Genomic DNA, 19871 nt, shown 5'->3' with positions numbered 1-19871 from the left:
TTCTGGGGCGGCCCCCTGCGGATGAACCGGGCAGATCAAACTGGCCCCCAAAAACGTTGCAAGGGAGAACATCATGAAATCAATGCTCAAGGCCTGTGTATCGGTCCTGACAGCAGCCGCGGTCACTTCGGCGCTGTCGGGTGCGGTCATGGCCCAAGAGGCACTCAAGGAGATCGGCAAGGGTGAAGGCCAAGTCGATATCGTGGCCTGGCCCGGCTACATCGAACGTGGCGAAACCGACAAGAACTTCGACTGGGTGACGAGCTTTGAGAAAGAAACAGGCTGCAAGGTCAACGTGAAGACGGCAGCCACCTCCGACGAAATGGTCACCCTCATGAACCAGGGCGGCTTCGACCTCGTCACCGCGTCGGGTGACGCGTCGCTGCGCCTCGTTGCCGGCAAGAAGGTTCAGCCCATCAACACCGCCCTGATCAAGGATTGGGCAAGCGTCGACGACCGTCTGAAGGATGCCCCGTGGCACACGGTCGATGGCGTGCACTATGGCGTGCCCTACCAGTGGGGACCGAACGTGCTGGCCTACAATGCCAAGGTCTTCCCGGAGGCCCCCAAGAGCTGGTCGGTGGTCTTCGAGGAGCAGAACCTGCCCGATGGCAAGTCCAACAAGGGCCGCGTCCAGGCTTTCGATGGCCCGATCTATGTGGCCGATGCCGCGCTCTATCTGATGAAGAAGAACCCCGGCCTCGGCATCAAGAACCCCTACGAGCTGAACAAAGACCAGTTCGCGGCGGTGATGGAGCTTCTCTCCAAGCAGCGCCAGCTCGTCGGCCGCTACTGGCATGACGCCATGGTGCAGATCGACGACTTCAAGAACGAAGGCGTCGTCGCCTCTTCGTCCTGGCCCTTCCAGGTAAACCTGCTGCAGGCCGACAAGGCGGTGATGGAGAAGACCCCGATCGCCTCCACCGTGCCTGAGGAAGGTGCGACCGGCTGGGCGGACACCACCATGATGCATGCCGAAGCGGCTCATCCCAACTGTGCCTACATGTGGATGAACCACTCGATCTCGGCCAAGCTGCAGGGCGACCTCGCGGCCTGGTTCGGTTCGGTGCCGGCGGTTCCGGCGGCGTGCAAGGGCAACATGCTCCTGACCGACACGGGCTGCGCCACCAACGGCTTCGACAACTTCGACAAGATCTGGTTCTGGCGTACGCCGACCTCGAAGTGCGAAGCGGAAGGCAACTGTGTTCCCTATTCCCAGTGGGACAAGGAATACCGCAAGGTCATGGGCCAGTAACAGGCTGACCGGACACGGGAGCCCCGGCCGCCAGCCGGGGCTCCTTTTTCGGATTTGAACATGCAGAACGCCGTCCGCTTCCAACACGTGTCGCGCCACTTCGGCACGGTGCGCGCCGTCGATGATGTCTCGCTCGATATCGCCGAGGGCGAATTCTTCGCCATGCTGGGCCCCTCGGGCTCCGGCAAGACCACCTGCCTCAGGCTCATCGCCGGATTTGAACAGCCCACCGCAGGCCACATCGAGATCTTCGGAACCACGGCAGAAGGCGTTCCACCCTATCGCCGCAACGTCAACACGGTGTTCCAGGACTATGCCCTCTTTCCCCACATGACGGTGGGCGAGAACGTGGCCTACGGCCTGATGATCAAGGGCATTGGCCGCGCAGAACGCGAGGCCAAGGCCAGCGAGGCGCTGAAGATGGTGAAGCTTGACGGCTTCCAGGCCCGCCGGCCCTCCCAGCTTTCGGGCGGCCAGCGGCAGCGCGTGGCACTCGCCCGCGCCCTCGTCAACCAGCCGCGTGTCCTCCTGCTGGACGAACCGCTCGGCGCGCTCGACCTCAAGCTCCGCGAGCAGATGCAGGAAGAGCTGAAGGCGCTCCAGAAGCAGCTGGGCATCACCTTCATCTTCGTCACCCACGACCAGGGCGAAGCCCTCTCCATGGCGAACCGCGTCGCCATCTTCAACGAGGGCAAGATCGTGCAGGCGGGCGCCCCGTCCGATGTCTACGAACGCCCACGCTCGCGTTTCGTGGCGGACTTCGTCGGCTCGGCCAACGTGCTGACGCCCGATTTCACCGCCCGCCATGGCGGCGGCAAGACATGGGCGAGCCTGCGCCCCGAAAAAATCCGCCTCCTCCAGCCCAAGGAGCAGCTCACCAGCGAGTGGACGAGCGCCACAGGTCTCGTCACCTCAGTCAGCTATCAGGGGGCCGTCACCCGCATCGTCATCACCTCCGAGGGCAACCGCATCGCCGCCGCCATCCCGGCGCGCGACGCCGCCGTGGCCGAAGGCGACACGCTCACCTTGGCCTGGGCCCGCAGTTCCGCCGTCCCGATGGAGGACGCATGACCGCCGCGACGCGATCAAGCGGGGATTTCTTCTTCCGCAGGCCGGGGCTTCTCACCCTCCTCTTCCTGCTGCCGCCGCTCTTGTGGATCGGCATCGTCTACCTGGGCTCGCTCTTTGCGCTGCTCCTGCAGAGCTTCTATTCGCTCGACGAATTCTCGGGCCTCGTCGTTCACGAGTTCACCCTCGCCACATATGGGCACCTGTTCGAATCCTCGAATTTCGCCATCCTCTTGCGCACGGTGCTGATGGCGGCGGCCGTCACGCTGGCCTCTGCTATCCTCGCCTTCCCGATCGCCTATTATGCCGCCCGCTATGCCCGCGGCTGGAAGAAGGCGCTCTTCTATCTCGCCGTGATGATGCCCCTGTGGTCGAGCTATCTCGTCAAGGTCTATGCCTGGAAGCTGATCCTCGCCAAGGAGGGGATCGTCACCTGGGTCGCCAACAAGCTTGCGCTCGGCTGGCTGCTGGATGCCATTCTTTCGCTGCCAACCGTTGGCGGCCCCTCGCTCTCCATCAGCTACATCGGCACCTTCATCGTCTTCGTCTACATCTGGCTTCCCTACATGATCCTGCCGACGCAGGCGGCGCTTGAACGCGTGCCCAACACCTTCATCGAAGCCTCGGCCGATCTGGGCGCTTCACCGCGCCAGACCTTCCGCACCGTGATCCTGCCGCTCGGGCTTCCCGGCATCATCGCAGGCTCGATCTTCACCTTCTCGCTCACTCTCGGTGACTACATCATCCCGCAGATCATCGGCAATTCGCGGCCTTTCATCGGTTCAACCGTCTATGCCCTGCAGGGCACGGCGGGTGACATTCCGCTTGCTGCCGCCTTCACCGTCGTGCCCATCGTGATCATGGGCCTCTATCTCGTCATTGCGCGGCGCATGGGGGCTTTCGATGCACTCTGAACAGCGCGCCGGTTTCCCGCTCACGCTCGCCGCCATCGGCGGGCTGCTCTTCTTGCACATCCCGCTGATGCTGATCGTGCTCTATGCCTTCACCACGGAGGAAAAGAGCTTCCAGTTCCCGCCCCCGGGCTACACGCTGCATTGGCTTTCGGTCGCCTGGAACGATCGCCCCGACATATGGAACCCGCTCTATCTCTCGCTCAAGGTGGCGCTGGTGGCGACGGCGATTGCGCTTGTCTTCGGCACGCTGGCCGCGGCGGGCCTGTCGCGGGCGCGTTTCTTCGGCAAGGATTCCATCTCGCTGCTCTTCATCCTGCCGATTGCGCTGCCCGGCATCATCACCGGCATCGCGCTGCGCTCGGCCTTCGACATCATGGGTCTGCCCTTCTCGACCTGGACCATCGTGCTCGGCCACGCCACCTTCTGCATCGTCGTGGTCTACAACAATGCTGTGGCGCGCTTCCGCCGCATTTCCGGCTCGATGGTGGAGGCCTCCATGGACCTGGGCGCCGATGGCTTCCAGACCTTCCGCCACGTCATCCTTCCGCAGATCGGCTCGGCCCTGCTGGCGGGCGGCATGCTCGCGTTTGCGCTCTCCTTCGATGAGGTGATCGTCACCACCTTCACGGCCGGCACCGGCGTGGCCTCGAAGACGCTGCCCATCTGGATGCTCGACGAGCTGATCCGCCCGCGGCAGCGCCCCGTCACCAATGTGGTCGCCATCTTCGTCATGGCGGTCACGCTGATCCCCATCGTCTTCGCCTACTACCTCACGCGGGACGGCGAGCACACAGGCGGCACCGGCAAATAGAAAGGCCGGCCCCGCGTTTCGGGACCGGCCCTGCCTTGCACCCCTTGGGGTGAGATTACTTCTTCTTCGCCTTCTTCTTGGCAGGCGCCTTCTTGGCGACGGGCTTCTTGCCCGCTGGCTTTTTGGCGGGGGCCTTCTTCACGGCTTTCTTCGCCGGAGCCTTCTTGGCAGGAGCCTTTTTCACCGCCTTCTTGGCAGGCGCATGCGCAGGTGCAGCCGCCGCCGCAGGAGCAGCTGCCCCCATTTCAGCGGCGAGCTTGGCGAACCTGTCGAAGAACTGACCCGCCATGCTGCGCGCCGTGGAGTCGATCAGGCGCGAACCCAGCATCGCCATCTTGCCGCCCACCTGGGCATCGACGTCATAGGTCATGCGCGTGCCTTCCGGCACGGTCTCCAAGTTGACCGTGGCGCCACCCGTGGCGAAACCGGCGAGGCCACCCTCGCCCTTGCCCTCGATGCGGTAGCTCTTCGGCGGATTGAGGTCCTTGAGGTGGACGACGCCGGTGAAGCCGGCCTTCACCGGACCCATCTTCACCGAAACGCGCGCCTTCATTTCCGTGGGCGAGGTCTGGGTGATGCTCTCGCAGCCGGGAATGCACTGTTTCAGGATGTCCGGGTCGTTGAGCGCCTTCCACACCGTCTCGATGGGGGCCTCGATGATTTCTTCACCGTTCATTTTCATGGGGGTTTTCCTCCTGGGGGCAATTATGCAGCAGATTCGCCAGCCCGCCACTGTTCCTTGGTCTGACGCCGGAAGTCCTCGAAGCGGCCCTCGGCGATAGCTGCACGAATGCCCTGCATGAGGGACTGGTAGTAGGCGATGTTGGCCCAGGACATCAGCATCATGCCCAGCATCTCGCCGGAGCGGATGAGGTGGTGCAGATAGGCCCGGGAATACTTCGACAGCGCCGGACAGGGATGTTCCTCATCCAGCGGGCGGAGGTCGTTCGCGTGCTTGGCGTTGCGGATGTTGACCTTGCCGAAGCGGGTGAAGGCCTGGCCATGGCGGCCGGAGCGGGTAGGCAGCACGCAGTCGAACATGTCGACGCCGCGCGCCACCGCTTCCAGAATGTCGTCCGGCGTGCCCACGCCCATCAGGTAACGCGGCTTGTCCGCGGGGAGAGCGGGTGCGGTGAAATCGATGGTGGACAGCATCAGGGCCTGCCCCTCGCCCACCGCAAGGCCGCCGATGGCATAGCCCTCGAAACCGATATCGACGAGGCCCGCCGCACTCTTGAGGCGCAGCGTCTCGTTGGTGCCGCCCTGCACGATGCCGAAGTTGCCGCGCCCCGGCTGCGAGCCGAAGGCCTTTCGCGAGCGTTCGGCCCAGCGCAGTGACAGCTCCATTGCCTTCACCGCCTGCTTGTCGGTGTGGGGGAACTCGATGCACTGGTCGAGCTGCATCTGGATGTCGGAACCCAGCAGCCGCTGGATCTCCATGGCGCGCTCGGGCGACAGCTCGTAGCGCCGCCCGTCGATGTGCGACTGGAAGGTGGCGCCTTCCTCGCGGATCTTGCGGATCTTGGAGAGCGACATGATCTGGAAGCCGCCGCTGTCGGTGAGGATCGGCCCGTCCCAGCGGATGAAGCTGTGCAGCCCGCCAAGCTTCGCCACCTGCTCGGCACCGGGACGCAGCATGAGGTGATAGGTGTTGCCGAGAATGATGTCGGCCCCCGTCTCCTTCACCTGATCGAGATAGAGCCCCTTCACCGTGCCCACCGTGCCCACGGGCATGAAGGCCGGGGTGCGGATGTCGCCCCGCCCGGTGTGAACCGTGCCGAGGCGGGCCTTTCCGTCGGTCTTGTGCAGCGTGAAGCCGAAGTCGCGTGTCATGGCCCGGGCCATAGCAGGCTGGCATCGCCATAGGAATAGAAGCGATAGTGCTGCGCGATGGCATGGGCATAGGCCTGCTTCATCCGCTCCGTTCCGGCGAAGGCCGAGACCAGCATGAACAGCGTCGAGCGCGGCAGATGGAAATTGGTGATCAGGCCATCGATGGCGCGGAAGCGGTAGCCCGGCGTGATGAAGATGTCGGTCGAACCCGAGAAGGTCTCGAGGCCGCTCGCTTCAAGCAGGCGGAGGCTTGTGGTGCCAACAGCGATCACGCGGCGGCCTTCGGCCCGCGCCTTCCGCAGACGTTCCGCAACGGTGGCGGTCACCTCGCCCCACTCGGAGTGCATCTTGTGGTCGGCAGTGTCATCGACCTTGACCGGAAGGAAGGTGCCTGCACCCACATGAAGCGTGACGAATTCCTGTTCTATTCCAGCCACTTGCAATGACTTCATCAAGCCTTCGGTGAAGTGCAGTCCGGCGGTGGGAGCGGCCACCGCACCGGCGTGTTCGGCATAGATGGTCTGGTAGTCGCGACGGTCCTGCTCATCCTGCGCGCGCTTCGACTCGATGTAGGGCGGCAGCGGCACGCGGCCCACTTCGGCAATCGCGGCATCGAGGTCGGGACCTGAGACCGTGAAGGCGAGCGTCACCTCGCCCGCCTCGCCCTTCTCGGCAATCTCGGCCTCAAGGCTGCCGAAGCGCACGCGGTCACCCGCGATCAGCTTCTTCGCCGGCTTGACGAAGGCCTTCCAGCGGCTGCCGTCGAGCCGCTGGTGCAATAGCGCCTCGATCTTGGGAGACGTACCCAGACGACCCACCCGCTGGCCCGAGAGCGCGGCCGGGATCACCTTGGTGTTGTTGAAGACGAGGATGTCTCCCGCCCGCAGCTCGCCCGGCAGGTCGGCGACCGTGCGGTCGCGCAGTTCAGCCGGAGAGACGACCAGCAGTTTGGCAAACTCCCGCGGCACGGCAGGCCGGAGCGCGATACGCTCGGGTGGAAGTTCGAAATCGAAATCGGAAACGCGCATGGGCTGAGGCTCCGGTCAGCGGGCGAAGGGCATCAGCCCTCGCCGCCGTCGCACGCCACGCTCCAGGCGCCAACGCCCGGCATGCGCAAGGTTCCGCCCATGGCGGTGGGTTCATCGCCTTCGCGCGCCTTGAAAACGCGGAGTTCGGCAACGACGGCGCCCATGTCGTCGGTCCGCACATCGATCAGGATGGTGTTGTCGTCCTCGAAGCTCTGGCCGCGCACGATGGGCGTGCCTTCGCCCGTGGTCGTGGACCACATCTTGCCGCCCTGCTCGACCTTGAACTCGTTCGCCGTGCCGATGCCGAGCGAGCCCACGAGAACGCTGAAGGACGCTTCGCCCCCCTTCGAGGCGCAGATCGTCCACTCCGTCGCGGCGGCAGGTGCCGCCATGAGGGAAAGGCCGATGGCCGGGAGGGCGAAGCGGATCATCGTGTGACTTGGCGTCAGCTTACTTTGCGTCAGCCGCAACCTGCAGCTTGGCGATCTTGTCGGGCTGGCGCACGGGTTCGCCGCGCTTGATCGTGTCGACGATCTCCATGCCCTCGGTCACCTTGCCCCACACCGTGTACTGGCGGTCGAGGAAGGTGGCATCGCCGAAGCAGATGAAGAACTGGCTGTTGGCCGAGTTCGGGTTGGACGAGCGCGCCATGGAGCAGACGCCACGCACGTGCGGCTCGGACGAGAACTCGGCCTTGAGGTCGGGCTTCTTTGAACCGCCCATGCCGGTGCCGGTGGGGTCGCCACCCTGGGCCATGAAGCCCTCGATCACGCGGTGGAAGACCACGCCATCGTAGAAGCCTTCGCGGGCCAGTTCCTTGATGCGGCCGACATGGCCGGGCGCCAGGTCGGGGCGGAGCGCGATCGTCACGCGGCCCTTCGCCTTGCCGGTGGCATCGGCGATGTCCATGTACAGGGTGTTTTCGAGATCAGCCATTATTGCACCGTCACCTTGACCATCTTGTCGGGATTTTCCACGGGCTCGCCGCGCTTGATCTTGTCAACGCACTTCATGCCCTCTTCATCGACCTGGCCAAACACGGTGTACTGGCCATCGAGGAAGCCGCCATCGGCGAACATGATGAAGAACTGGCTGTTGGCCGAGTTCGGATCCTGCGAGCGGGCCATGCCGACCGTGCCGCGGGCGAAGTGTTCCTTGGTGAATTCGGCCGGAAGGTCAGGCTCGTTGGAGCCGCCCATGCCGGTGCCGGTGGGGTCACCCGTCTGGGCCATGAAGCCGTCGATGACGCGGTGGAAGACGATGCCGTCATAGAAGCCGGAGGAGGCGAGCTTCGTCACCTGGGCCACATGCTTGGGCGCAAGGTCCGGGCGCAGCTTGATGGTGAAGCTGCACTTGTTGGAGGTTTCGACGGTGATGCTGTCGGCCGCAAAGGCGGGGGCGGACAGGGCCAGCAGGGCCGCGCCGGCCAGCACCAAATTCCTGATCTGATTCAAGGGTAGGTTCTCCAGTTGAGGATGATGGGGTTAGCTGACCTTCAAATGCGGCGCAACTTGGGTCTTTCCCTGCCGTGGTGAACGATCCGGCAACGCTCCCGTGCAATTTCCAGCGGTTACGCCGACCCGTCATGGAGCCCTATCAGGGCGAGCGGCGCGCCATGGCGGCCCGCAGCGCCGTCTCCACCTCGTGGGGCAGGAAGAGCGAGGTGTCTCCACCCATGCGGGCAATCTGCTTGACCAGCGAGGACGCAATCATCCTGGTTGCGGGCGAGGCCGCCAGGAACACCGTCTCGATCTCGGGCGAGAGCGAGCCGTTCATCTGCGCCATCTGCACCTCGTAATCGAAGTCGCTGGCATCCCTCAGGCCACGGATGATGACCTGCGCCTGGGCTCGCTTGGCGGCGGCGACGGCAAGATCGTCGAAGGAGATCACCTTGATGGTGAGGCCGGAGTGATCGGCAATCGGCTGCGAGACGAGTTCGATCAGGCTGATCCGTTCGGCGGCGGAGAGAAGCGCCTGCTTGCCGGCGTGAACGCCGACGCCCACCACCAGTGTGTCCACGATCCGGGCCGCGCGCGCGATGATGTCGAGATGGCCGAAGGTCACCGGGTCGAAGGAGCCGGGATAGAAGCCGATGCGCGCCATGTTACCTCCCCTTCAAGGCCATCCAGATGCCGGCTGCGGCAAGGAACGTGCCGCTCGCGATTTCGACCATCCGGATGCGCGGGCGCGAGAGCCATTCTCCTGCCCGTCCCGCCATCAAAGCATAGGCAGTGTCGGTAAGGAAGGCGATCACGATGAAGGAGCCGCCCAGCGTCAGGATCTGCAGCGAGGCGGAGCCGTTCTCCGTGAGAAACGGCGGAATCAGCATGCCGAACAGCACCAGCACCTTGGGATTGGTGGCCGTCACGATGAAGCCCTGAAGGAAAAATCCGTGCGCCGCCCGGGGCTGCGTCTCCCCTCGCCCCAGTTCGCCTTTCGCCGTGAGCAGCTTCCAGCCGAGCCAGACGAGATAGGCAGCACCGGCATAGCGCAGGAGGTCGAACCACACGCCCATGATGTGAACCGCCGCTGTCAGGCCCAAGGCTGCGATGACAAGCCACATCAGCCCTGCCAAAACCGTTCCCGCCACATTGAGAAGCCCGGCCCGCGCCCCGAAGCGGAGCGCATTGGCGATCACCACCGTCACGGTCGGTCCCGGGACGGCGGCAAGCGCTAGGCCTGCAAGGCAGAAGGCAATGTAGTTCTCGAGCGAGATCATGGCCGGCAGAAAGCCACAGCCTCAACCTCACCGCAAGCCGAAGGCTTACTCGGCGTCGTCGTGACCGTTGCCGTCGCCGTTCTCGCTGATGCGCTCGACCGAGACCACATGCTCGTCATCCGCGGTATCGAACACGATCACGCCCTGGGCGGAGCGTCCGGTCTTGCGGATGTCATGGACAGGGCAACGGATCATCTGCCCCTGGTCGGACACCAGCATGATCTCGTCCTGCTCTTCCACCGCGAAGGACGCGACCAGCGGACCGTTGCGATCATTGACTGCCATCGCGGTGATGCCTTTGCCGCCGCGGCCCGAGACGCGATACTCGTAGGCACTGGTGCGCTTGCCGTAGCCATTGGCGGAGATGGTCAGGATCACCTGCTCCGCCGCACTCATCTCGGCGTAGCGCTCCTGGCTCAGCATCGCCTCGACCGGTGCTTCGTCATCACCCTCCTGGGTCTGCTCGTCGCCAGCAACGGCGCGCGACATCTTGACGAAGGCGGCGCGCTCCTGCGGGGTCGCCTCGAAGTGCTTGATGATCGACATGGAGATGACCTTGTCACCATCCTCCAGCCTTATGCCGCGCACGCCGTCGGACTCGCGGCCCTTGAAGACGCGGATGTCGCTCACTTCAAAGCGGATGCACTGACCCTGCGCCGTGGTGAGGAGAACGTTGTCCTGCTCCTCGGCGAGATCGACACCGATGATGGAATCGCCATCGTCCAGCTTCATGGCGCGTTTGCCGTTGCGGTTGATCTGCTCGAAGTCCTCAAGCTCGTTGCGGCGCACGTTGCCCGAGGCCGTTGCGAACATCAGGAACTGCTTGGCCGCGCCCTCGCCGATTTCCGGCAGCGGCAGGATGGTGGTGATGCGCTCGCCGGACTCCAGCGGCAGGATGTTGATCAGCGCCTTGCCGCGCGATTGCGGCGTGCCCTGCGGCAGGCGCCATACCTTCATGCGGTAGACGGTGCCGTGGGAGGAGAAGAACAGGATCGGCGTGTGGGTATTGGCGACGAACATCTTCGTCACGAAATCTTCCTCGCGCACGGCCGCACCCGACTTGCCCTTGCCGCCGCGGCGCTGCGCCCGGTAGGCCGAGAGCGGCACGCGCTTCACGTAGCCGGCGTGGCTCACCGTCACCACCATGTCTTCCGACTGGATCAGGTCCTCGTCGTCAACCTCGCCCTCGTTCTCCACGATGTCGGTGCGGCGCGGCGTGGCAAACTCGGTCTTGATGGCATTGAGTTCGTCGCGGATGATCTGGCGCACGCGCACGCGCGACGACAGGATGTCGAGATAGTCCTTGATCTCGGCGGCGAGCCTTTCCAGCTCGTCGGTGATTTCCTCGAGCCCAAGCTGGGTGAGGCGCTGCAGGCGGAGATCGAGAATGGCGCGGGCCTGCTCGTCCGAAAGCCGGTAGGTGCCGTCGCCCTTCAGACGGTGGCGCGGATCGGCGATGAGCGCGATGAGCGGCTCAAGCTGACGTGCCGGCCAGTCGCGCCCCATCAAGGCCTCACGGGCCTCAGCGGCATCCTTCGACGCACGGATGAGGCGGATCACTTCGTCGATGTTCGCAACGGCGATGGCAAGGCCCACCAACACGTGGGCGCGGTCGCGCGCCTTTTTCAACAGGAACTTGGTGCGCCGGGTGATCACTTCCTCGCGGAAGCTGATGAAGGAGCGCAGCAGGTCGAGCAGGTTCAACTGCTCCGGCCGTCCGCCGGAGAGCGCCACGTTGTTCACCGAGAACGTGGTCTGCATGTCGGAGTAGCGCCAAAGCTGGTTCAGCACGATTTCCGGCTCGGCATCGCGCTTCAGTTCGATGACGACGCGCATGCCTTCGCGCGAGCTTTCGTCACGGATGTCGGAGATGCCTTCGATGCGCTTCTCGCGCACATGTTCGGCGATCTTCTCGATCATCATCGACTTGTTGACCTGATACGGGATCTCGGTCAGCACCAGCGCCTGGCGGTCCTTGCGCAACTCTTCCGTCTGCACCCGCGCCCGCATGGTGATCGAGCCGCGGCCCGTCATGAAGGCACTCTTGATGCCGGCCCGGCCGAGGATGATGCCACCCGTGGGGAAGTCGGGGCCCGGCATGATCGGAAGGATTTCTTCTACCGTGATCCCCGGATTGTCGATCATTGCCAGCGTGGCGTCGACCACCTCGCCCAGATTGTGGGGCGCCATGTTGGTGGCCATGCCGACGGCAATGCCGCCCGCACCGTTCACCAGAAGATTGGGATACTTCGCCGGAAGGACGCTCGGCTCCTGCCGCTCGCCATCATAGTTCGGCTCGAACTTGACCGTGTCCTTGTCGAGGTCGTCGAGGAGCGGCATGGCGGCGCGCGCAAGCCGCGATTCCGTGTAGCGCATGGCCGCCGGCGGGTCGCCGTCGACGGAACCGAAGTTGCCCTGCCCGTCGATCAGCGGCAGGCGCATGGAGAAGTCCTGCGCCATGCGCACAAGGGCGTCGTAAATGGCGCTGTCGCCGTGCGGGTGATAGCGGCCCATCACGTCGCCCACCGTGGTGGCGGACTTGGAGTACTTCTTGTCGGGCGTCCTGCCCGCCTCGTCCATGGCGAAGAGGATGCGGCGGTGAACCGGCTTCAGGCCGTCGCGCACGTCCGGCAGCGCGCGGCTGACGATGACAGACATCGCATACGAGAGATAGCTCTGCCGCATCTCCTCTTCGATGGTGATGGGCGAAATCTCGTTCGGATTGGCAGGCGGCAAGCCTGCCTTGTCGTCGTTCTTGTCGGCCACAAATGCCTCTGCTGGTTCCCGCTGCGAATCGCCCGCTTCGGCCCTTGAAAAAGGCGCGCCAACGACTCGCGAAATGACCTGCGGACACTAGCCGCAGAGCGCCTCCGGAGCAACGAAATCAGGCGGGTTTTAAGCCGCCTGTTGCAACGCTAAGGGACGAGGAAAGCCGGGAAAATCCGCAGCCGGAGGAGGCTCAGATCCGGCGGATGGACAGGCCGCCGCCGCGATAGCTGCCGTCGCCACCGAACAGCGAGGAGCAGGACGTCTTGCCGCTGTTCCACTTGTTCCAGGCGATGCACAGCTTCTGCCCCTGCACGCGCCACACGCCACTGTCCTGCTCGCCCTTGGCGATGCCGACAATGACGCCGTTCGGGCGCATGGAGACCGTCATGTTCACGAGGCCCATCACATTGACTGCGTAGCGTCCGGGCGCCAGCTGGCGCAGTTCGGACGGTGAAAGAGCTTCGCCTGCGAACGCAGCCGAGGAAAGGAGGCAGGCCGCTGCGGCCGCCAGGAGCGGTTTACGAAGATTCATGCTGACCTCTAAACTTTGAGCCGTACTATGCTGCGGCGCACAAACATGTCAATTGTGACGACAGTTTGACCCGGAATTCGGTGACAAAACTGGGGATTGTGGCAACAAAGTCACTCTTCCGGCAGGGCCTCGGGCTCGGCCAGAACCTTCCCGTCCCGGATGAGTGCGTAAGGATTGATCTTCTCGTCGGTTGTGGGGTCCACATCGTACTTCACCAGCACGAAGCGGCCGTCCTTGAACTGGTATTCGCCGCTCGACGCCGCATCGCCGATGCCCCGCCACTTGGAGAAGAAGCCGATGCTCTTGCTCTGGGCATCATATTCCGAGTTCACCAGCATCTCGTCCGACTCGAAGCCGTTCACGGCCATGGACTTGAGCTTGGTCTGCTCCTCGTCCTCATAGGCGATGTCGAGATGGGGTGCCGCAAAGGAGAGGCGGCGAATGCCCTCCACATCATCGAAACCGTAATAGACTTCGGCCGAGTTATAGGCCGCCATGCTGCAGGCAAAGGCGAAGAGCGTGAAGGTGCGCGGCGGTTCGTCCGCCCCGGCATCGGTTGCCTTGTATTCGATGGGGTAGACCTCGGGCGGGTTGGCGCCGCCTGCAGTATCCGCGGCCTTCTCGCAGGAGGCCGACATCTCGCGCACGAAGCGGGCGCTCACCTGCGCCAGCAAGGTGTCCGCATCGGGCGCGCCCTGTTCCGCCGTGCTCTCGCCGCCCTCGCCGCATGTGGGCAGGTTAGCTGCGCTGTAGTCTTCTTCCTTGGCAGGCTTCAGCTTGGCCGACTGGATCTGCAACGGACGTGACGGCGGATCCTGGATCGCTCCGTTCACTGCCTTGATGGTGTAGCAGCCGGCGAAATAGCTGGTGCCGCCCTTGCCCTTGGCGCGAATGGCGGTGGGAACAGTGTAATAGGTGGAACCGGCGGCACCATCGGCCTTCACCTCACCGGTCAGGACATCGACAAACTCGGTGTCCTCGTAGCCCTTCACATAGGCGTCGTAGGATTTGACCGGCGGGGTCACGAAGTAATCATAGGCGCGCGCATATTCATGCCTGTTCACGGCATTGTAGAGCGAGCGGACGAGTTGCGCCGCGTCCGAGCGGTCATCGAGATAGGCAGGATCGGCCTGTGCTGCAGATCCGCAGGCCGCAGCAACGATCAGTCCGGCGAGAATGCGCTTCATGGTTCGGATCTCCCAATTGCTTCGGCCATAAGCTGCGGCCGCTGAACCCCATATGAATAAGGCCCCGCCTTGCGGCGGGGCCACCCGGCACAGAGACGTGCCGATGAGATCAGAACGGAACCTCGTCATCAAGGTCGCGGGCGAAGCTCTGCTTGGCACCGCCACCACCGCGCGGACGCTCCATGGGCGAGGAGGCGCCGAAATCATCACCACCGCCGCCGAAGTTCCCGCCGGCGCTGTCACCGCTGCCCGGACGTCCGCCCAGCATGGTGAGTTCGCCGCGGTAGTTCTGCAGCACCACTTCGGTGGAATACTTCTCCTGCCCGGACTGGTCGGTGTACTTGCGCGTCTGGAGCTGGCCTTCGATGTAAACCGTAGACCCCTTTTTGAGGTACTGTTCGGCCACCTTGGCCAGCGCCTCGTTGAAGATCACCACGCGGTGCCACTCGGTCTTTTCCTTGCGCTCGCCGCTGTTGCGGTCGCGCCACGATTCGGAGGTGGCAATCGAGAGGTTGACGATCGGCTTGCCGTCCTGGGTGTGGCGCACCTCCGGGTCACGCCCCAGGTTGCCCACCAAAATCACCTTGTTCACCGATCCGGCCATCACACGTCTCCCTTTTCTGCGGCTGTCATAGTCCCGCGGCCCCTCTCAGGCACGGTCCAACTCACCGCCATCCACAACCCTTGTGTTCGCCATATGTTCCATTCAAGGACAAAAAACAAGACCCTGATTCGAAAACCAGGGTCTCACTTTGCTGCATATGCGAAGATGAGCAGTCCGTCCGGCTTATCCACGATGGAAAAGGCGGGCAATCTTGGCGATGGTCTTCGACTTGCGGGTGGCCGGCGCGTGGTGGCGGGCCTTGACGTCATGCATCATCGCGGTGCTGTAAACGTCGGAATATGTTTCAAGAATCCAGTTCATGTCGTTCTCCTGTGTTGCGGCTTCGGAACCGTTGTTCCGATATGTTTGATCTACATTCGCAACCGCAAAATCACAAACGGCGAAAAGTGACATGACGTGTTAGAAAAAGTTACATGCTTTGTGCTACGGTGCCTCCATGGCACGCCGACTCCCCTCCCTCAACGCCCTCAAGGCCTTTGAAGCCGCCGCCCGGAACGAGAGTTTCACGGATGCGGCGGGCGAACTTTTCGTCACCCACGCCGCCGTCAGCCGGCATATCCGGGAGCTCGAAGAATATCTGGGAACGGAACTGTTCACTCGCACCGGCCGCGGTGTCGAACTCACCGATGCAGGCCGCCTCTTCGGCCAGAAGCTGACCCCCCTCTTCGACCAGCTTGCCGATGCCGCCCGCGAAGCCGCCGCCGTGGGCGCCGCCCGCACCCTCAAGGTCTCGGTCGAACCCGCCATCGCCTCCCGCTGGCTTGTCGGCCGGCTCGGAAAGTTCAGCGAGCTTCACCCCGATATCGAACTCTCGATCGACGCCTCCAACCGGCTGGTCGACTTCCATGTCGAGGACTACGATCTCGGTATCCGCTACGGCCGGGGTGGCTGGGAAGATGTGGAGGCCTTCAAGCTTTCCGACGTGGTGATGTTTCCCATCTGTGCGCCGAAACTGCTGCGCGATCACAGCGCCATCCAGCCTGCCAACCTCGCCGACTTCACCCTGCTCCATGAAAGCCGCAAGGAATACTGGGCTGACTGGCTGAAGGAGGCGGGTGTGCAGGCCGAGATGGACTGGCGCGGCACCGTTTTCCAGAACCATCTGGCGATCGAGGCAGCGGAGGCGGGCCAGGGCTTTGCCCTCGGTGACCAGATCCTGTGCACCAACTCTCTTGTGGAAGGATGGCTTTTGCGCCCCTTCTCAATCGACATGAAGGATCACGGCAGCTATTGGATTGTGAGAAAGAAAGGGTCGAAGGAGCAGGCCACGGCGAGGGCTTTCCGTGAATGGCTGATGGGCGAGATGGTGGAAACCAACCGCCGCTTCCAGCTCATCAAGGCGAAGGACCAGAAGACCGTGGCAAAGACCGCTCCCGCAGCGTGAGGCACGATGGCAAAGACGAAGACGGCAAAAACCACGAACGGCGCAGCGAAGCCCCGCAAGAAGAAACTGAAGTACGACTGCCTGAAATGCCCGGGATACTGCTGCTCCTATCCCGTGATCGAGGTGAAGGACCGCGACGCTGCCCGCATCGCCAAGCACTTCGGCCTGTCGCTTCCTGCCGCAGAGAAAAAGTATTTCAAGGCCACCCACGGCTACAAGCGCATCATGCGCCGCAAAGCCGATCCGCACTTCGGCAAGATCTGCCAGTTCTTCGATACCGAGGCGCGCCGTTGCACCATCTATCACGCCCGCCCGTCGACCTGCCGCGAGTTTCCCGGTGACGACAATTGCGGTTATTATGATTTCCTGAAGTTCGAGCGCGAGACCCAAGAAGACGAAAGCTTCATCTCGTCGACCTGGAACATCGAAAATTGACGGCATGGGGGGCCTTGTTCAACGCCCCATTATCGTCAAATTAGGAGGCCAAGCGTTTCTGCCGCGACGGGACGAGTTTTCCGGCCGGCCGGAATTTGGACTGGATGATGGCACGCACACCGCTTCGACTGCTGATGACCTCCGGATTTGCTGCGCTGGCGCTTGGCCTTGCGGAGGCGTCAAGTGCGTCCGCCGGCAACCTTATCGAAATTTCCTACGTGGCTGACATCGCCGGAGCGACCGTACTGAAGGTCGACTACCGCGCGGAGATTGGAGCCGACCGCTTCGAGGCCAGCCTCTCGGGCAAGACTTCCGGCATGTCCAGCATGTTCAGCGGCTACAAGATGGACCTCTCGGCGAACGGCAAGATAGATCCCGGCGGCTTCCGCTCGGTACTCTACGAGAACGACCGGAAGAAATCCGGAAAGAAGAAAAAATCGACCGACATTCTCTGGCAGCCGGATGGCAGTGTGACGATCAGCCGGGAAGGCCAGAACGAAGCTGTGCCGCCTCATATCGCGTCGGCACTGGGCGATGCCGCGTCAGATCCTCTTACAGCGATCCTGAAGATGGCCAACAGCCAGCAGGGCAAGCCCTGCTCCGGCAAGTACCGTGCCTATGACGGCAAGGATGTCTTCGATCTCGCGCTCACCCTTGATGAGGCGCAGGACAACAAGATCAAGTGCAAGCTCACCTGGACGCCCGTCGCGGGCGATGCTGTCGAGAAGGGCGAAAAGGCTGAGAGCTACGGCCTTTCACTCGCCCCAGTGCAGCTCTCTTCAGGCCGCGTCCTGCATCTGCCGCTGCAGATCACGGGCCGCAGTAATGGACTGAAGGTCACGATCACCGCCTCGTCCGTCAACATTGACGGCCGCGAGATGACCAAGAGCCAGAACTGAAGCGGATCAGAAGCGGTAGCGGACGCCGGCCGTTATGAATGTCGAACCGCTGACCACACCATCAAACAGGCCGAACACGCCAGAGCGGTGATGGTAGCGGATCAGGAACTCGAGGTTCTTGTTGTCCGGATCGGCAAACGTGATTTCCGGTCCCATGTAGTGCAGGAATTCGGAGGCTTTGCCCTTCGAATCGCGGCTGCGCTCGAATTCGGAGATGTCGGTCAGCAGACTGACGCCGGTGTTCACGCCAATGGTGGTGTAGACGTAATCGTTCCAGGGCAGGTTGTCATAGCGGAGATAGGCTGCGGCCCACCCCTCGCCCAATTGCTCGTTACCGAAGCGACCGGAGATCCCAAGCTCGCCTTCGATGAACAGATGATCGCCGATGCCCGATGGAAGATTCCAGCCCGTGATTTCATTGACGGAGCCAAAACGATGAGAATAGGCCCCCGCGACCACGCCAATGTTACGCATATCCATCGTCCAGGGCGAATAAAGCGACTGGAGATAATTTGTGTAGGTCACCTGACCCGCGAAAATGGCGATAGAATCCTTGCCGGGTTCACTGTCGCCCGCGCGCGCTGGCATGAATGCAGCCATCAAAGCTGCAATTGCTATGAAGAGCCGGACAAGTGCCACGATGATTCCGCCAGAGGTTACCAGAAATTGTCTGTGAATCAGCTTTTAGGGTCTGCAGAGTGCGTTGCAAAGCGGATTTTTTGATGCGCGGATAAGCGGAAAGCCCCACGAAAGGTGGCGTGCCGGATGCATGAATTTCCGGCACGCCAAGGAGGAAAAAGGCTCAGGCTAGCGCCAGCCCCAGACGTCCACATAGGCCGCACCGTTGCCATTCAGCAGCTTGCCGTAGGTAAAGCTGACGTCCTGGATGAAACGGCGGTTGTAGCGCAGGTTGATGCGGCGGGAAGATGTACCTTGGGCGATCTTCAGGCGGGTATTGAAATGCTCGGCATTGCCGAAGCTGTAGTCCACCCGGACATCGAAGACAAACACGTCATTGCCGACGGCGTTGAAGGAAATGCGGCGGAACAGTCCCTGGCTGGCGCCGACATGCAGGCTGTCGTGATCCAGCGGCCGGACGCGGCGGCGGCCCAGATAGACGGGCGCAGACGCTTCGGCTTCGGGGGTTGTGACGGCGCCTGTGGCAAGCACAGCAGCACCGGAAAGGGCGGTCATCAGGAAATTGCGGCGGTCCATGTGTCATCTCCGTTTGGTGCCCACCTCGGAGTCATTCACCGGCTGGTGAATGAGACAACCATGACGGGCAGCGCCTGAACCACCCATGAACAGAGAGCGCCGCCCACAACTGGCACGACCCCGCTCCCCGCCCTGAACCTTGTCAAGCCACGGCCAATCGCCTAGGCCCGCGAAAACCCGATTTTCCGGCGGCCTCCCATGACTGCGCAAGATTCCCACAGCTCCAGCACGACCAAGGGCCTGCTCCTTGTGGGTGGTGCTGCCCTGACCTGGAGCTTCGGCGGCACCATCGCCCGCTTCCTCCATGTGGGTGACAGCTGGACGGTGGTGTTCTGGAGATCGGTCTTCGCCACCCTGTTCCTGCTCGGCTACATGATCGTGCGCCACGGCATCAGCGGTACGATCACCCACTTCCGCGCCATGGGCTGGCCCGGCGTTGCCGTCGGCGTCTGCTTTGCTATTGCCTCGACCGCGTTCGTCGTCGCCCTTGCCCATACCACGGTCGCCAACATCCTCCTGATGCAGGCCGGCGCGCCGCTCTTCGCTGCGCTGATCACCTACCTGCTCTTCGGCGAGTACATCAGCCGGGGCACATGGATCGCCATCGCCGCGGTGATTCTCGGCGTCGCGATCATGGTCTCGCAATCCTTCACCGGCGAGGTCTCGCTGATCGGCGACGGCCTCGCCCTCCTCATCACCATCGCCTTCTCGATCGCAACGGTCGTGGCGCGCCGCCACAACAACGTGGAGATGGTTCCTGCCGTCTGCCTCGGAGTGATGATCGCCGCCGCCTTCTCCGGCAGCATGGCCTCGCAGTTCATTGTCAGCACAATCGATTTCGGCTGGCTCGTTCTCTTCGGGGCCGTGAACCTGGGCTTCGGCCTTGCCATCTTCATTACCGGCGCCCGCATGGTGCCCGCGGCCCTTGCAGCCCTCATCAGCACGCTCGAGCCCGTGCTGGCCCCCATCTGGGTCTGGCTCATCCATGGTGAGATACCCACCATCACCACCATCATCGGCGGCAGCGTAGTATTCCTCGCCCTCCTCGGCCATGTGCTGATGCAGCTTGCCCCTGCGCGAAACGCGGATCGTAAACCGGCGGTCTGATCCCTATCATCTGTGGAAATCCCGAAGGCTGCTGACACCGTACTGCCAGTGACGGAGTAGAGTCGCGCTTCTTGTCTTTGTTCCTGTTTT

The 19871-nt window shown here is 63.0% G+C and carries 23 protein-coding genes; 8 read left to right on the top strand and 15 right to left on the bottom strand.

Annotated elements, in window-relative coordinates; translation table 11 throughout:
• The first annotated feature begins 73 nt into the window (after window positions 1-73).
• Genes QM801_RS07235 through QM801_RS07220 form a run of 4 tightly spaced genes read left to right on the top strand, consistent with a single transcriptional unit; the run spans window position 74 to window position 4048 of the window.
• The gene (locus QM801_RS07235; RefSeq protein WP_415018533.1) at window positions 74-1255 is read left to right on the top strand and encodes an ABC transporter substrate-binding protein; all 1182 of its coding nucleotides are present in this window, start codon (window positions 74-76) and stop codon (window positions 1253-1255) included.
• 60 nt (window positions 1256-1315) lie between these two features.
• Window positions 1316-2326 (top strand): ABC transporter ATP-binding protein, encoded by a 1011-nt coding sequence (locus QM801_RS07230; RefSeq protein ID WP_415018532.1) that lies wholly within the window; start codon window positions 1316-1318, stop codon window positions 2324-2326.
• Entirely contained in the window at window positions 2323-3237 is a 915-nt protein-coding gene (locus QM801_RS07225; protein WP_415018531.1) for an ABC transporter permease, read from the top strand. The genes QM801_RS07230 and QM801_RS07225 overlap by 4 nt, the downstream gene beginning before the upstream one ends.
• Window positions 3227-4048: an ABC transporter permease gene (locus QM801_RS07220; protein WP_415018530.1), complete on the top strand. Its 822-nt coding sequence runs from the start codon at window positions 3227-3229 to the stop codon at window positions 4046-4048. Before QM801_RS07225 ends, QM801_RS07220 begins: the two co-directional genes overlap by 11 nt.
• Before the next feature lie 55 nt (window positions 4049-4103).
• Here QM801_RS07220 and QM801_RS07215 read toward each other — a convergent pair whose 3' ends face one another.
• The 13 genes from QM801_RS07215 to QM801_RS07155 all read right to left on the bottom strand — a co-directional run bounded on the left by QM801_RS07215 (window position 4104) and on the right by QM801_RS07155 (window position 15041).
• A complete protein-coding gene (locus QM801_RS07215) occupies window positions 4104-4730 on the bottom strand; it encodes a CoxG family protein (protein ID WP_415018529.1) in 627 nt (208 codons plus the stop codon).
• Window positions 4731-4753: 23 nt separating this feature from the next.
• Window positions 4754-5881: a tRNA guanosine(34) transglycosylase Tgt gene (tgt, locus tag QM801_RS07210; protein ID WP_415018528.1), complete on the bottom strand. Its 1128-nt coding sequence runs from the start codon at window positions 5879-5881 to the stop codon at window positions 4754-4756.
• Entirely contained in the window at window positions 5878-6909 is a 1032-nt protein-coding gene (queA, locus tag QM801_RS07205; RefSeq protein WP_415018527.1) for a tRNA preQ1(34) S-adenosylmethionine ribosyltransferase-isomerase QueA, read from the bottom strand. The genes tgt and queA overlap by 4 nt, the downstream gene beginning before the upstream one ends.
• Before the next feature lie 32 nt (window positions 6910-6941).
• Complete coding sequence (locus tag QM801_RS07200) at window positions 6942-7340, bottom strand: hypothetical protein (protein ID WP_415018526.1); 399 nt, start codon at window positions 7338-7340, stop codon at window positions 6942-6944.
• 19 nt (window positions 7341-7359) lie between these two features.
• Window positions 7360-7845, bottom strand: a complete 486-nt coding sequence (locus QM801_RS07195; protein ID WP_415018525.1) for a peptidylprolyl isomerase — start codon at window positions 7843-7845, stop codon at window positions 7360-7362.
• Complete coding sequence (locus QM801_RS07190) at window positions 7845-8363, bottom strand: peptidylprolyl isomerase (RefSeq protein ID WP_415018524.1); 519 nt, start codon at window positions 8361-8363, stop codon at window positions 7845-7847. Before QM801_RS07190 ends, QM801_RS07195 begins: the two co-directional genes overlap by 1 nt.
• A 142-nt stretch (window positions 8364-8505) precedes the next feature.
• Window positions 8506-9012: a pantetheine-phosphate adenylyltransferase gene (gene coaD / locus QM801_RS07185; protein ID WP_415018523.1), complete on the bottom strand. Its 507-nt coding sequence runs from the start codon at window positions 9010-9012 to the stop codon at window positions 8506-8508.
• A gap of 1 nt (window position 9013) precedes the next feature.
• Window positions 9014-9628 carry a LysE family translocator gene (locus QM801_RS07180; protein WP_415018522.1) on the bottom strand — a complete coding sequence of 205 codons (615 nt, stop codon included), beginning with the start codon at window positions 9626-9628 and terminating at the stop codon, window positions 9014-9016.
• 45 nt (window positions 9629-9673) lie between these two features.
• Entirely contained in the window at window positions 9674-12394 is a 2721-nt protein-coding gene (gene gyrA, locus QM801_RS07175; RefSeq protein WP_415018521.1) for a DNA gyrase subunit A, read from the bottom strand.
• Window positions 12395-12587: 193 nt separating this feature from the next.
• The gene (locus QM801_RS07170; protein ID WP_415018520.1) at window positions 12588-12929 is read right to left on the bottom strand and encodes a hypothetical protein; all 342 of its coding nucleotides are present in this window, start codon (window positions 12927-12929) and stop codon (window positions 12588-12590) included.
• A 110-nt stretch (window positions 12930-13039) separates the two neighbouring features.
• A complete protein-coding gene (locus tag QM801_RS07165; RefSeq protein WP_415018519.1) occupies window positions 13040-14116 on the bottom strand; it encodes a DUF1176 domain-containing protein in 1077 nt (358 codons plus the stop codon).
• Window positions 14117-14225: 109 nt separating this feature from the next.
• Window positions 14226-14720: a single-stranded DNA-binding protein gene (locus QM801_RS07160; RefSeq protein ID WP_415018518.1), complete on the bottom strand. Its 495-nt coding sequence runs from the start codon at window positions 14718-14720 to the stop codon at window positions 14226-14228.
• A 183-nt stretch (window positions 14721-14903) separates the two neighbouring features.
• Window positions 14904-15041: a hypothetical protein gene (locus QM801_RS07155; protein ID WP_415018517.1), complete on the bottom strand. Its 138-nt coding sequence runs from the start codon at window positions 15039-15041 to the stop codon at window positions 14904-14906.
• Window positions 15042-15177: 136 nt separating this feature from the next.
• Between QM801_RS07155 and gcvA the strand changes: the two genes are divergently transcribed.
• From gcvA to QM801_RS07140, 3 genes are all read left to right on the top strand, one after another.
• Complete coding sequence (gcvA, locus tag QM801_RS07150) at window positions 15178-16125, top strand: transcriptional regulator GcvA (RefSeq protein WP_415018516.1); 948 nt, start codon at window positions 15178-15180, stop codon at window positions 16123-16125.
• 6 nt (window positions 16126-16131) lie between these two features.
• A complete protein-coding gene (locus tag QM801_RS07145) occupies window positions 16132-16560 on the top strand; it encodes a YkgJ family cysteine cluster protein (protein WP_415018515.1) in 429 nt (142 codons plus the stop codon).
• 104 nt (window positions 16561-16664) lie between these two features.
• Window positions 16665-17459 (top strand): DUF3108 domain-containing protein, encoded by a 795-nt coding sequence (locus tag QM801_RS07140; protein ID WP_415018514.1) that lies wholly within the window; start codon window positions 16665-16667, stop codon window positions 17457-17459.
• Window positions 17460-17465: 6 nt separating this feature from the next.
• On the opposite strand, the gene QM801_RS07135 is transcribed toward QM801_RS07140, so the two are convergent.
• Together QM801_RS07135 and QM801_RS07130 are read right to left on the bottom strand one after the other, a co-directional pair.
• Complete coding sequence (locus tag QM801_RS07135; protein WP_415018513.1) at window positions 17466-18098, bottom strand: hypothetical protein; 633 nt, start codon at window positions 18096-18098, stop codon at window positions 17466-17468.
• 168 nt (window positions 18099-18266) lie between these two features.
• Window positions 18267-18674 carry a hypothetical protein gene (locus QM801_RS07130; protein ID WP_415018512.1) on the bottom strand — a complete coding sequence of 136 codons (408 nt, stop codon included), beginning with the start codon at window positions 18672-18674 and terminating at the stop codon, window positions 18267-18269.
• 198 nt (window positions 18675-18872) lie between these two features.
• Here QM801_RS07130 and QM801_RS07125 point away from each other — a divergent pair, with 198 nt between their 5' ends.
• Window positions 18873-19781 carry a DMT family transporter gene (locus QM801_RS07125; RefSeq protein ID WP_415018511.1) on the top strand — a complete coding sequence of 303 codons (909 nt, stop codon included), beginning with the start codon at window positions 18873-18875 and terminating at the stop codon, window positions 19779-19781.
• Window positions 19782-19871: the final 90 nt, after the last annotated feature.

The organism is Aestuariivirga sp., assembly GCF_047600585.1.
Classification (GTDB): Bacteria; Pseudomonadota; Alphaproteobacteria; order Rhizobiales; family Aestuariivirgaceae; genus Aestuariivirga.
Note: the sequence above shows the minus strand (reverse complement) of the source record. Positions and strands in the feature narration are given on the sequence as shown.

What these genes read in the sequence shown, in the direction of transcription:
- QM801_RS07235 (WP_415018533.1), top strand. Translation starts at nt 74, where the DNA reads ATGAAATCAATGCTCAAGGCCTGTGTATCGGTCCTGACAGCAGCCGCG.
- QM801_RS07230 (WP_415018532.1), top strand. Translation starts at nt 1,316, where the DNA reads ATGCAGAACGCCGTCCGCTTCCAACACGTGTCGCGCCACTTCGGCACG.
- QM801_RS07225 (WP_415018531.1), top strand. Translation starts at nt 2,323, where the DNA reads ATGACCGCCGCGACGCGATCAAGCGGGGATTTCTTCTTCCGCAGGCCG.
- QM801_RS07220 (WP_415018530.1), top strand. Translation starts at nt 3,227, where the DNA reads ATGCACTCTGAACAGCGCGCCGGTTTCCCGCTCACGCTCGCCGCCATC.
- QM801_RS07215 (WP_415018529.1), bottom strand. Translation starts at nt 4,730, where the DNA reads ATGAAAATGAACGGTGAAGAAATCATCGAGGCCCCCATCGAGACGGTG.
- tgt (WP_415018528.1), bottom strand. Translation starts at nt 5,881, where the DNA reads ATGACACGCGACTTCGGCTTCACGCTGCACAAGACCGACGGAAAGGCC.
- queA (WP_415018527.1), bottom strand. Translation starts at nt 6,909, where the DNA reads ATGCGCGTTTCCGATTTCGATTTCGAACTTCCACCCGAGCGTATCGCG.
- QM801_RS07200 (WP_415018526.1), bottom strand. Translation starts at nt 7,340, where the DNA reads ATGATCCGCTTCGCCCTCCCGGCCATCGGCCTTTCCCTCATGGCGGCA.
- QM801_RS07195 (WP_415018525.1), bottom strand. Translation starts at nt 7,845, where the DNA reads ATGGCTGATCTCGAAAACACCCTGTACATGGACATCGCCGATGCCACC.
- coaD (WP_415018523.1), bottom strand. Translation starts at nt 9,012, where the DNA reads ATGGCGCGCATCGGCTTCTATCCCGGCTCCTTCGACCCGGTGACCTTC.
- QM801_RS07180 (WP_415018522.1), bottom strand. Translation starts at nt 9,628, where the DNA reads ATGATCTCGCTCGAGAACTACATTGCCTTCTGCCTTGCAGGCCTAGCG.
- QM801_RS07170 (WP_415018520.1), bottom strand. Translation starts at nt 12,929, where the DNA reads ATGAATCTTCGTAAACCGCTCCTGGCGGCCGCAGCGGCCTGCCTCCTT.
- QM801_RS07165 (WP_415018519.1), bottom strand. Translation starts at nt 14,116, where the DNA reads ATGAAGCGCATTCTCGCCGGACTGATCGTTGCTGCGGCCTGCGGATCT.
- QM801_RS07160 (WP_415018518.1), bottom strand. Translation starts at nt 14,720, where the DNA reads ATGGCCGGATCGGTGAACAAGGTGATTTTGGTGGGCAACCTGGGGCGT.
- QM801_RS07155 (WP_415018517.1), bottom strand. Translation starts at nt 15,041, where the DNA reads ATGAACTGGATTCTTGAAACATATTCCGACGTTTACAGCACCGCGATG.
- gcvA (WP_415018516.1), top strand. Translation starts at nt 15,178, where the DNA reads ATGGCACGCCGACTCCCCTCCCTCAACGCCCTCAAGGCCTTTGAAGCC.
- QM801_RS07145 (WP_415018515.1), top strand. Translation starts at nt 16,132, where the DNA reads ATGGCAAAGACGAAGACGGCAAAAACCACGAACGGCGCAGCGAAGCCC.
- QM801_RS07140 (WP_415018514.1), top strand. Translation starts at nt 16,665, where the DNA reads ATGATGGCACGCACACCGCTTCGACTGCTGATGACCTCCGGATTTGCT.
- QM801_RS07130 (WP_415018512.1), bottom strand. Translation starts at nt 18,674, where the DNA reads ATGGACCGCCGCAATTTCCTGATGACCGCCCTTTCCGGTGCTGCTGTG.
- QM801_RS07125 (WP_415018511.1), top strand. Translation starts at nt 18,873, where the DNA reads ATGACTGCGCAAGATTCCCACAGCTCCAGCACGACCAAGGGCCTGCTC.